The sequence below is a fragment of the Paenochrobactrum gallinarii genome (genome assembly GCF_014205685.1).
GTDB lineage: Bacteria > Pseudomonadota > Alphaproteobacteria > Rhizobiales > Rhizobiaceae > Paenochrobactrum > Paenochrobactrum gallinarii.
On sequence record NZ_JACIIU010000005.1, the window covers coordinates 16,042 to 28,411 of the forward strand.

At 48.7% G+C, this 12,370-nt stretch carries 8 protein-coding genes; 1 reads left to right on the forward strand and 7 read right to left on the reverse strand.

The window, feature by feature from the left end; translation table 11 throughout:
* The first annotated feature begins 28 nt into the window (after positions 1 to 28).
* Positions 29 to 1,600 (forward strand): copper resistance CopC/CopD family protein, encoded by a 1,572-nt coding sequence (locus FHS77_RS07345; protein ID WP_246431265.1) that lies wholly within the window; start codon positions 29 to 31, stop codon positions 1,598 to 1,600.
* 392 nt (positions 1,601 to 1,992) lie between these two features.
* On the opposite strand, the gene FHS77_RS07350 is transcribed toward FHS77_RS07345, so the two are convergent.
* From FHS77_RS07350 to nikE, 7 genes are all read right to left on the reverse strand, one after another.
* Positions 1,993 to 4,401 carry a TonB-dependent receptor gene (locus FHS77_RS07350; RefSeq protein WP_184221877.1) on the reverse strand — a complete coding sequence of 803 codons (2,409 nt, stop codon included), beginning with the start codon at positions 4,399 to 4,401 and terminating at the stop codon, positions 1,993 to 1,995.
* Between the two features lie 106 nt (positions 4,402 to 4,507).
* Entirely contained in the window at positions 4,508 to 5,467 is a 960-nt protein-coding gene (locus tag FHS77_RS07355; protein ID WP_184221879.1) for a FecR family protein, read from the reverse strand.
* Complete coding sequence (locus tag FHS77_RS07360; protein ID WP_184221881.1) at positions 5,464 to 5,997, reverse strand: RNA polymerase sigma factor; 534 nt, start codon at positions 5,995 to 5,997, stop codon at positions 5,464 to 5,466. The genes FHS77_RS07355 and FHS77_RS07360 overlap by 4 nt, the downstream gene beginning before the upstream one ends.
* 373 nt (positions 5,998 to 6,370) lie before the next feature.
* Positions 6,371 to 7,981 carry an ABC transporter substrate-binding protein gene (locus FHS77_RS07365; protein WP_184221883.1) on the reverse strand — a complete coding sequence of 537 codons (1,611 nt, stop codon included), beginning with the start codon at positions 7,979 to 7,981 and terminating at the stop codon, positions 6,371 to 6,373.
* A gap of 40 nt (positions 7,982 to 8,021) precedes the next feature.
* Positions 8,022 to 9,155 (reverse strand): S-methyl thiohydantoin desulfurase family protein, encoded by a 1,134-nt coding sequence (locus tag FHS77_RS07370; RefSeq protein ID WP_184222129.1) that lies wholly within the window; start codon positions 9,153 to 9,155, stop codon positions 8,022 to 8,024.
* On the reverse strand, positions 9,148 to 10,704 hold the full coding sequence (locus tag FHS77_RS07375; RefSeq protein WP_184221885.1) for a hydantoinase/oxoprolinase N-terminal domain-containing protein: 1,557 nt from the start codon (positions 10,702 to 10,704) through the stop codon (positions 9,148 to 9,150). Before FHS77_RS07375 ends, FHS77_RS07370 begins: the two co-directional genes overlap by 8 nt.
* Before the next feature lie 18 nt (positions 10,705 to 10,722).
* Positions 10,723 to 12,369: a nickel ABC transporter ATP-binding protein NikE gene (gene nikE, locus FHS77_RS07380; protein WP_184221893.1), complete on the reverse strand. Its 1,647-nt coding sequence runs from the start codon at positions 12,367 to 12,369 to the stop codon at positions 10,723 to 10,725.
* Position 12,370: the final 1 nt, after the last annotated feature.

The following is a 12,370-nucleotide window of genomic DNA, read 5'->3' on the forward strand; positions in this document are numbered from 1 at the left end:
AATCATTTTTTCATCTAAACACAAACAAATGCTGACGATTGTCGCTTTCTTTTGGTTAGCGCTTACATCGCTGGCATTTGCTCACGCGTCTCTTACAGGCACCGAGCCAGCAGATAGCGCAGTCATAGATTCAGCACCGTCAAATTTCAGTTTGTCTTTTAGTGAGCCGGTATCTCCGCTCATCCTTAAACTCATCCGGCCTGACGGGTCGGCAAGCGTATTAACTGACTTTGCACTGCACGATCAAAAGGTCAAAATAACTGCGCCTGACAATCTTGATCAAGGCACGCATGTGCTGACATGGCGGGTTGTATCTTCAGACGGCCATCCGGTTAGTGGCTCAGTAATATTTTCAATTGGTAAGGCAAGTTCCGCGCCACATCAACTTGTAGCAACCAATGATGCAAAAGTGAGTTCTGCCATCTGGCTGGCTAAACTTGTGCTTTATATCACCCTCTTTATCGGCATTGGTGGTGCATTTGCTCTTTCTTGGTTATGGCCAGCTCAACGACCGGCACGCCGGTTAATACAAGCTATCCTAAGTGCAGGTTTCATCGTCACGGCTTTGTCGCTTGGCCTGCAAGGACTTGATGCGCTAGGTGTCGGTTTTAGTGATTTCTTCAGCCCTTCTGTATGGCTGGCGGGCTTCAACACAAGCTATGGTATGACAGTCCTTGTGTTGCTGGCAGCCATAATTCTCACCACTATTGCACTCGCAATAACATGTAAAAAAGCTGCCAAACTCTTATCACTCATCGCAATAATTACCGGTGCCGCAGCCCTCGCAATTTCCGGCCACGCCAGCGCTGCTGAACCGCAATGGCTTACACGCTCTGCTGTTTTTCTTCATGCCTTCATCATAGCATTATGGGTAGGGGCACTCATGCCTTTGGGCATATCACTTTACCGCAAAGACAGTGATACAACCAATGGCTTGCGCCGTTTTTCTAACTTCATACCTTATGCACTGCTGATACTGATTATTGCAGGCATGACGCTGACCATTATTCAAGTTCAAAAGCCATCAGCCCTGCTTGAGACAGCATATGGAAAATTACTGGTTGCGAAACTGGCAATATTATTTTTGTTATTTTTATTGGCCGCTTATAATCGTTGGAAACTGACCCAACCAGTCATGCACAATGATGGTATTGCAACCCAAAAACTCGCCCGCTCAATTATTATCGAAACAGTGTTGGTTCTTGTGATTTTCGGCACTGCTTCAGGCTGGCGTTTTACGCCGCCACCGCGTTCCATTGCCATTGCAGCAGCTCAACCTGCAACAATGCATATTCATACGGATAAAGCGATGGCTGATGTTTCCGTCGCACCGGGTCGCACCGGCTCAGTCACGGCCTCTGCAATTTTAATGGATAGTGACTTTGCAACTCTTGAGGCGCAAGAAGTCACTTACGTTTTTTCCAATTCAGAAGCTGGTATCGAACCTTTCCGCCGTAAGGCGGTAAAAACAGAAAATGGCAATTGGGAAGCCACAGATGTGCCGCTGCCTTTGGCCGGCACTTGGAAAGTCCGGCTTGACATTCTCATCAATGATTTCGAGCTGGTGCGGCTTGAGGAAAACATTCAAATCCGGCCATAAATCGATAAAAGCAAATCGAAGATTCAGTTTCCGCCAATTTTCGGCGGCCTACTAGTTGGAATTGGAGAAAGGGAAAATGTTCGTACAATAACTATGTAAATTGGATTTTTATTTCAAAGGATCTGATCATGAAAAAATTAGTTGCTTGTACAATCGTTACATTGGCTGTGTTAAGCTCTGGATCAGCTTATGCCATAACCTGTGGTACGAACCAAGCTTGCCTGGATAGGTGCACGCAGGGGTTTAACATCCTAATACCTATTTGCTTGTAACGTATTTTTCTTAATCATGATGGCTTCATTGTCTATACAAGGCAATTAGTAAATCGATCTGCACTGATTTTTCTGCTGTCTGCCCTATGCAGCAGACAGCAGAAAGAAGTGTTCAGAACATTAAAAACGCAAAGTCATTCCGCCGATAACAGTACGGCCGCGCCCTAATTTGCGCGTATCCATATATTGCGCCGGCTTATAAGCAACATTGCTCAGGTTTTCGATATTGACGAAGAATGTTGCGTTTTCATTATATTTATAAGACGCAAAAACATCCGCCAGTGTATAGCTGTCCACATCAACGAGTGCTGGGCCAAATGGCGGTTTTAAAGCTTTACTCTCGCCGATACGCCGTATCTGACCACCGATTGTCAGCTTCTCATCCAAAGCGCGGAAACCGGCACTGACAGTCAGGGTTGAATCCGGCAGATTGTTGATAGCGCCAACCCCATAATCACCCGACCACATGCCATAAGGCAGCTGTGTTTTTGTTTTCGAATAAGCAAGTCCGGCAAAAATGAAGCCGCTATCATAATTGGCTTCCAGTTCAAAACCGTTGATCCGTGTTTTTCCGGGTGCATTGATGAATTTCAAACCTGGCATATTCGACATCGAAAACACACCAGAGGTGATATAATTTTCAACATTATTGTTGAAATAATTGGCCTTCAGCAACAATCTGTCACCCGCAGTCAGCAGGTTTTTTTCGGTGACATTAACGCCGAATTCCCAGCCCTTGCTGGTTTCACCTACCAGATCAGGATTGGGTGTAATATCGGACGGCGTTGCACTATGGGCTCCCGGAAAGAAGGTTTCCGTCACACTCGGCGGGCGAAAAGTTTTGGCATAAGTGGTATAAAATTGTAAGCCATCAAGCGGGTTGACTGCTAGGGTGACACGCGGATTAAAGCTTGATTGCGTTAGTTTGACATTTTCAGTGAAAAGATTGCCATTTACTTTTTTAGCAATATCGCCGTTCAAACGAAAATGATCGTAGTGAAAGCCGGTCTTCAAATCAAAGATGCCATAGGAGAACGTCGCGTCTGCAAACAGGCTGCTAATAGCTTGCGTGCCATCACCCGGCCCACCCGTGCCCCATGACTGACCACTGGTTACATCATCGTGATAATAGGCTCCACCAGTGGTGAGCTTCAGGCCGATCTCCTCACTGAGCGCAAACTGGCTGTTATTTGTAATATCAATACCTTTGCCCTTATCCCGATTAAACTGTCCTTTGTAATTGCCTTCAACAAAACGCACCCGCGCATCATTATAAAAAGCATTGATGTTCAGATTAATCAGATCGCTGTCAGGCGTATAATTATAGCGTGCCGTATAGGTATGGTTGCGATAATCTTGTGGTTCACCGCGGATGGCAGAAACATTGTCATACCAAATGCCGCCCAAAAGCAGCTTATGATCTTGCCCGTCACCCAGTTCCAGCTTTGCCAGACCGGATTTCAGGTCTTCGATCATATTATTGTTGCGTAAGCGGTTGCCCTTGTCATCAACACCAGAGAGCGGCGCGCCGCTATCACGACGGTTGAAGGCCCCCATAATGCCAACACCATCCATGCGGATGCCACCGGCAACAAGCTTTGACCAATTATAGGCGTTATTGCCATATTTAATGGTTGTCATTGCACCGTACGAATGCCCCGGTAAAATCACATCATCAATGCCGATGGTGCGGAAATTAGCGGCACCGCCCAAAGCCCCAATGCCTGCTGCTCCACCCAGTGCTCCACGGCCAATATCCATACCGGCCAACAAATCCGTATCAATAAAAGTCGAGCCGCCGGCCACGCCATGACCCATCACGCGGATATTTTGCCTCGCGCCATCAATCATCATATTGACGCGGCCATAGCCTTCCATGCCACGTATATTGACGGCAACACCCGCGCCGGACATTGCTTTGCGGGTAAAAGTGCCCGGTGCAGAGCGCAAGGCATTATCAATATTGCCAGCATTTCTGTGCTGCAAAGTTTCGCCGTCAGTGCTCGAAACAGCTGCTGTCGTACGATAAGCGCTCTCGTGATCGGCCACCAGTCCGCTAACGGTTGAACCCGCTTTTGTAACGGTGATTGTCTCCAATTGCAGAGCGTTGGCATCGCCAGTTTCCGTATTATTTGCTTCCTGACGGATCAAGGTAAAAGAGCGCGTCCCATTTTGCTTGAAACTATAACCAGTGCCGCTCAACATTTGCGTCAGAGCTTCATGAACCGACATTTTTCCCTGCACAGCCTGCGCCTGAATTGACAATGGCAATGTACCGTCAGCCATAATATTCAAGCCGCTTTGGGTTGCAAATTTAACAATAGCTGATGCCAGTGGCTGCCCGGCAATCGAAAACTGTGTGGTCTTGCTTGCCCGAACCAAGCGTGCTTGTGTCTCTTGCGCCTTTACAGGGCCGGCATGGAGCGCCAATGCAACAAATGCTACCGAGCACAATAGTGCTTTTACCATCATGCCATTATGCAGCTGGCCAGCATATACGGCTGAACGATATTGTTTATGGGCAGGCATCTTATATCTCCGGAGGTCAAAATCTCAGTCTCGGATACAAGACGGAATGGCCATCAGTTTTTATGATAAAAAAAGTCATATATTTAAAAGTATTTTTAAATACTGATCAGGAACTATAAATCATCGTGCCTAAAAACGGCACATAATGCGTACTGATCGGCAAAGCCTGCAATAATTGCGGCACAATATCCCCGATATCGCTGATATTGACGATCAATGTTACCGGCCGGTTTGCCAGGCGTCCATCCAATAAACGCAACCGCTCAGGGCTCCAGCGATTAAGCTCTTGTAAAACTTCTGAAAATGGCCGCGAGAGAAAGATCAGTTTTCCACTGCGCCACGCCAGTTCCGTCTCACTATCTGCTTTTTCCGGCAGATTGATGATGTTAGCAGCATAATGCAGTTTTTCGCCCTCGATGATTGTTGCGGAGTGACGGGCATAATCAACACGTACCATATGCTCGGTGACCATGACGATTACCTGCTCTTTTAACAGCCTGACATTAAACTGCGTTCCAAGTGCGGTAATACGAGCTTCTGCTGCCTCGACAACAAATTGCAAAGCGTGACGGGCAACAGTAAAATAGGCTTCACCATAGTGAAGGGTAATTTGGCGCATTTCCGGTGTAAACTGCACGGAAACCGCCGTTTCACCTGCCATTTGAATTTGCGAACCATCCGGTAAAACAATAAGACGCACTTCACCGGCAGCGGTGACATAGTCATAGTCATTTACCTTCATAAAGCTAAAAGCAGCCCCGCCACCCAAAACAGCAAAAAGCGCCAATTGTCCGAAGCGCCGGCGGGTAAGTTTTACAGTCTTTTTCTGATGCTGCTGCAATAAGTTCAAATGGGCAAGATTACCCCACATCCTGACAGCTTCGCTATAAGCAAGTTCATGTTCAGCGCTGATTGCGAGCCAGTTTTGGTGTGCCGTCAATGTGGCTTCATCCGCCTGCCCGTCGCTTAATTTCGATAGCCAGTTAATGGCTTCCTGCATCAGCGGATCGATCGCCTGCTCAGCTTCACTGCTCCAGCTCTGATCGTTAAAGTCACCGGCCTTCATGGCTTGCGCCCTTTGGGGGAAAGATGTGTGCTTTGCAAACGATATTGCAGATGCATCATCACACGTCCCCATTGGCTATAAGCTGTCTGCAAAGGGATTTCCAATTGTGCGGAGATTTCAGCAAAAGTCAGGCCATCAAGCCGGAGAAAATAAATCTGACGCACTGCATCCGGAATTTCAGCCAGAGCCTGATCGACAATACGCATGGCCTGATTAAATATAAGAATATCATCAGCCAGTGGTGCATGATCAGCCAGAGTCTCATTCAATAGCTTGTCATAAGCCGTAAGTGGCATAGTTTTTAAGTGTCGCGCATAATCAATCTGTAAATTGGCCGCAATACGGTAGAGATATGCTTTGTGGTTTTGAAGCGGCGTTGATGACACATCCTTCTTTTGTGAAGTGATCAGCCGCAAAAATGCTTCTTGTGTCAGATCGCAGGCAACATCATGGGTTGAGCCGCGACGCTGTAAAAAACGTTGCAGATTTCCACTATGGCTTCGAAACAAAGAAGCGATATCCCACATCATAATGCCAACAGATTTCCACGGCAGCTTTATTAGCTGCTATTTTCAAACTAGATGGCTTTTAATAAACATGAGTATTTAAAGCAAGATATAGCGCATATGAATTATACTCCCCCACCATCGCGTGCCTATTTATGACAGGGTGATCAACCATCGCACCAGTCAAAAATAGGTGAAAAACTTTGGAACCACCGATTAGTTATCATCAAGATACATTGGAACCATAATCTGAAGGCGTTTGCCTTATTTATAGAGACGGCGCAAATTCAGCGTTGCGAGATAAGGTTTTCGACCGTCACCTGTGCCTAAAATACTCGACCTGTTTTCATTAAAAAAACAGGCTCCGTGAAAACGGAGCCTGCCTGATAAAAGTCGCTTAGTCTTTGGTGCAATCCCAATGGAAATTCGAGAAGTTAAAGTCCCAGCTCTGCATCGGAATAAACTGATAGCCCTGCAGACATTTGCTCGCACCCAAACGACGGTTTGGTGCGACAGCCCAGACATCCGGCTGCAAATCGACGATTTTCTGCTGCAATTCTTTATAAATTGCATTTTGCTCGGCCACATCCGTTGTGGCACGTGCCTTGTCGATTAAGCCGTCAACTTCTGCATTTTGCAGCCATTCCATCGACATCCATGTGCCTGATGCTTTGGAATGGAACTGGTTGTAGAACATCGCATCCGGTGACGGATAAGTCGGAGATATATTGACTTGAGTTGAAGCAGGTGTGGTTTCCGGCTTGGATGACAATTCAACAATACGGTTCCAAGGCTCAGGCCTGATATCCAGCGTGATGCCGATTTGTTCGAGATTGGCCTGCAACATCAGCGCCACTTCTGCTTCAAAAGCAAGGGAAGCGACATAGCTGTTAACAAGCTTGATTTCCTGACCGGCATATTTGGATTTTGCCAGCTCTTCTTTTGCCTTTTCAAGATCAAAGACACCCGGTTCAATCGCATCATTATGCGCATCTTTGAATGTCTGGGACAATGGCCCCTGCATATCAAAACCCGGATAGATGATTTCATGAATGGTCTTATAATCCGTCGCATAGGCAATAGCACGGCGAACATGAACATCATCGGTTGGGTAGGTCTGGGTATTCAGTTTGATGATAAAACCACCGGCTGTGCGGGTCTGCAACAGCTTATAACCTGGCATACGGGCAATTGATTCATATGTTTCATTGCCAAGGCCATGCGATGTAAGGCCAAGCTCGCCTTTTTCAGCCAAGGCTTTGACCGTTGCATCATCGCTGGTCTGAACAAAACGTACCTGATCAATCGGCTTGCCCTTGTTCCAGCCAAGGAAATAATCCGGATTACGGGTTATAACCAAATCAGCGGAGCGGTTATAACTCACCAGTGAGTAAGGGCCCGAGCCGGCAGAATGCTCGCCGACATAGGCTTCGCCCCATTTGTCATCACTTGCCGCATTGGCAGTGATGAGTTTTTCATTAAGTGCCACCATAATTGGTGTTACCGCCATAAATGGCGAGAACTGGCGATCAAGTTTGAAAACAACGGTCTGATCATCCGGTGCAGTGATGTTTTCCGGCTTCAACAGATCAACGATCAGATTGGACGGGCCTTTATTGATGCCAACCAAGCGCTGAACTGACCAGGCGATGTCGGATGCTTTAACCGGTGTGCCGTCCTGAAACTTAACATCATCGCGCAAATGGAATGTATAAGTCAGACCATCTTCCGACACATCCCATGATTTAGCGAGATGCGGGACAATCTCACCGGACGGGCTGACAGTGGTCAGGCCGTCATACATATTTACCACCGCCATATAGCCGGTATAGTCGGTGACTTTAGCCGGATCGAGCGAGCTGAAAATCTGCATTGTATTAACAGCGATAGACACTTTATCGGCAGCTGATGCTGTCGGCATCAGGCTTGGCGCCATTAAAGTCGGCACTGCAATGGCAGCGCTTAAGAAAAGCGCTGCAATGCGTGATTTGCGGATCGTATTTTTCATAAAAATTCCTCCTCTATGATGCGGGTTGTCCCGCTTTTTGTTAATCAGCTTTCGGGTTGAAGGCAGGCATTGGTGAAAATTGTATTTCCGGATAGCCGAACGCTGAAGGGCCGACCACTTCCAAAGCACGCTCTGTACGCAGCAGATCATGGCAAGGAATGGCAACAACAGCGACACGCTGGCCGTAACGCAGCATTTCCGTGGTGATCGGATAACCGGTATCAACATCCAGGAGCACAATCAGATCCGGTACGCAGACTTCCACTTTGCCCTCGCGGCGGAAAATCAGGAACTCGTTCTGAATGGCAACATCAGCCGTTTCACCGCTCCATTCATCAAAACCGACAAGTGCAATATCACCCACCGCAAAACCACCACGCAAATGGCGCTTCAGATCGGTAATTTTGCCGTTGAAAATGCGACGGCCACCTTCAAGCGCACAAATGGCAGCAATCGGGTCTTCCTGCAATTTACGAGCTTTGATAACCGCCTCACCCAAAGCAATTGCCTTGGTGTAGCTTTTCGGAATAGCATATTGATGCACGTAATGTGCCTGCATTGGTGCTGTTGCCAGCATTGCGCCACCACCTTGTGCCACAACACAGGCGCGCGCCATCCGCTCGTGCCAGACTTCTGACGCAGCATGGCTGAAAATCACCGAATTGCCGTGCAAATCGCACATGACGGACGGTGTTGAACTATGACCATAGATCGAAAAAGTGGTCATTTGCATTTCAGGAAATGCACGTCCCATGCCGTCACAATCAAGGATTGGCAAACCACCAAGTGCCGCTGTGACAAGCGGGTTCATCGAGTTAGCGCCACCAATTTCTTCACAGACAACAGCATCAATAGAGGTGCGGATCAACTCTTCCATTGCGCGCAGACAACGAACGCCTTCGCGTCCTTCACGCAGGCGCTCAACACCGACAACCGGCGCACCAATACCACCGATCGACATGCAGAGCGCATCCGGTTCGATTTTATCAGTTGCCAGAATTTTCAGCTCATAGCCTTCCTTCATAGCTTCAAGTGCAAGCAATTTGCCCTGATAAGGATTGCCGCCGCCGCCAGTGCCTAAAATGCCCGAACCGATTTCCAGTGCGTCGAGATCTTCCCGCGTCAGAACGCGTAAATCTGCTTCATCATATTTCAATTTGCGAGCCTCAGGCATCATAGCTTCCCATCTCTCCAACAACTTTCACGTGAATGCGGGTGGCATTGCCCGGCAAATAGGCAAGCGGCATATCTTCACGTTCAATTACTTCCAAAGTTTCGGCCAATGCACCGGCAGCAATTGCCTTTTCACGTGCTTCAGCTTCAGCTTCCGCCAATGCGCTTTCACGGGTGCGACCTTCGATAAGGGTGAAAATCCGGTCGGTTTCACCACTGATCTGGGCAATGGCTGCACCAACAGCATTAGCAACCGAGAAGTTTTCCGGTCGGATCACATTCAGTTCGCCAACCTTTTCCGGCATCAAAATTGAACCGCCGCCAACGGCGATGACCGGCACAGGCGCTGATGAGATACGACTGCGTTCAACACAGGCTTCCAGCATCTGGTCAATTTTTTGAGATGCTTTATCGATCAATGTTTCATCAAGCTTTTTCACCAGTGAAACATCGCCAATATCAGTTTTGCCGGTTGCAACCGCAATGTCGGTTGCTGTCAATGTTGAGCCGCCAAAACACAAAGCTTCTTCCGCCACGCGATAGCCGACAGATTTAGGGCCGACTGTAACAGCATCGTCTTTTTCGACAACCAAGGAGCCGCCACCCAGACCAATGGAAAACACATCCGGCATACGGAAGTTGGTGCGCACGCCACCAATATCAACTGTTGTGGAAGCCTGACGCGGAAAGCCGTGCGAAAGCGAACCGACATCGGTTGTCGTGCCGCCAATATCCACCACAACCGCATCTTTAAGACCGGTGAGGAATGCAGCACCGCGCATGGAATTGGTTGGCCCCGAAGCAAAGGTCAGAACCGGAAATGCCCGCACCACATCGGCAGCCATCAAGGTGCCGTCATTTTGGGTAATATAGAACGGGCGATTAATACCGGCGCTGCGCAAAGCTTTGCCGAAAGCTTCCACAGTATGATCAGCCAGTGACAACAGGCTTGCATTCATAATCGCCGCACTTTCACGCGCCAGCAAACCATGACGGCCAATATCTTTAGACATCACAACCGGCAGTCCCGGGCAATGTTCCTGCAAGATTTCTTTGGCACGAACTTCCATCGTGTCATTGATGCCGCTGAAAACGCCGGTTACGGCAGCCGCTTTCAGGCCTTTGGCACGAATTTCGCCAGCAATGCGGATGATCGCATCTTCATCAAGCGGCGAGATTTCACGGCCGTCAAACTCATAGCCACCCTTCACCTGATAGGCATGATTGCCAACAATCTCACGCAAATCATCCGGCCAATCCACCATTGGCGGCAGACCCGCACCGGATGGCAAACCTAAACGGATGGCTGCCACTTCATCCATATGACGGCGTTCAATCACCGCATTAGTGAAATGCGTGGTTCCGATCATCACCGCGCCGATACGGCTGCGATCAATACCGGAAGCTTCAATCACTTTTTCCAGCGCCTGAATAACACCCGAGGTTACATCTTTCGTGGTAGAGGCCTTCACCCCTGCCAGAACCTTATTATCCTGCAAAACGACAGCATCCGTATTGGTGCCGCCAACATCGATTCCAACGCGATACACGCTAGTTTCCTCTTCCAATCAATCGGTTGTTTTTACAAGGAATTGCATGCGCTCTTCCTCGGTCACAGTTGGTTTCAAGCTCTCTTCCGCATCTGTCACCACCGGAATGGCGGCAATCAACGCGCGGGTATAAGGGTGTTGGTGCTGGCTAAAGACTTCAGCCGTTGCACCCTCCTCCACGAGTTCACCCCGCAGCATGATGGCAATGCGTGAACAGAAATTGCGCATCAAAGACAGATCATGCGAGATCATCAGATAGGTAAGCCCCAGCTCTTCACGAAGCTGCAAAAGCAGGTCGATAACCGTCTTTTGCACTGACACATCAAGCGCTGCCGTCGGCTCATCCAAAATCAGAATTTTAGGTTCAGCGGCCAGTGCACGGGCAATTGCCACGCGCTGTTTCTGGCCACCCGACAATTCATGCGGATATTTGGCTAAGTAAGATTGCGGCAGACGAACAAGCTGCATCAACTCTTCCAGCCGTGCCTCAAGCCGCACTTTATCCATGCCAATGGATTTCAATGGCAGGGTCAGCGTCTGGCGCACAGTTCGTTTCGGGTTCAAAGATGTGCCCGGATTTTGATAGACAATCTGGGTCAGTCTTTTGCCACGTTCGGGCTTTGGCGCATGAATGGTGACATCGCCGGTGGTTGGCTGTGACAACCCCATGATGATACGGGCAACAGTGGTTTTACCGGAGCCGGACTCACCGGCAAGCCCGTAAATTTCGCCCTCTTTAAGCGTGAGGCTGACATCACGCACCGCATGATAACCAGCACGGCGTCCGTAAATTTTATTGAGCTTGTCGATCGTGATAATCGGCTTGCCCGTTGCCTGTGCAATCGTTGTAACCTTGTCACCATAAAGCGGCGGTACGGCATCCAAAAGCGAGCGCGTATAATCCTCACACGGATTAAGCAAAATTTCGTTGCATTGACCCGTTTCGACAATATCGCCATGATGCATCACCACCACACGGTCGGCGACTTGACGCACCACACCGAGATTATGGGTAATCATCAGCAATGCCATATTTTCTTCAGCAACCAGCTGGTTGATCAGATTGAGGATTTCATCCTGTGTCGTCACATCCAGTGCCGTGCCCGGCTCATCAGCAATCAGCAGTTTCGGCTGATGCAACAGAGCCAAACCAATCAGTACACGCTGGCGCATACCGCCGGAAAGTTCCGACGGATAAGCATTCATGATGCGCTCGGTATCAGCCAATTGCACCCGTTTCAGCACGGCCGCAATACGTTCGCGGCGCTCTTTCTTTGATGATTTAATGCCGTTGCGTTTATCCGCAAAGCGCATCACATCATCCAGATGTGTGCCGATGCGAAAAACCGGATTAAACGAAGAAAGCGGATCCTGCATGATCAGCGAAAAAGCCGAACCTTTAAGCGCCTCACGCTCATTGCGGGTCATCGTGAAAACATCACGCCCTTCCACATGAATTGCGCCTGACGTAATGCTCGCATTCTTCGGCAATGTGCCGATAATCGCTTTAGCTGTAACAGACTTGCCCGATCCAGTTTCACCGATGAGAGCGACGCGTTCGCCCGCCCCAATAGTAAAGCTGACATTGCGCAAAACCTGTCGGCTGCGGCCATAAGTGGTGAAGGTAACATTGAGGCCTTCGACTTTAAGAAGTGGTTCTGTCAAA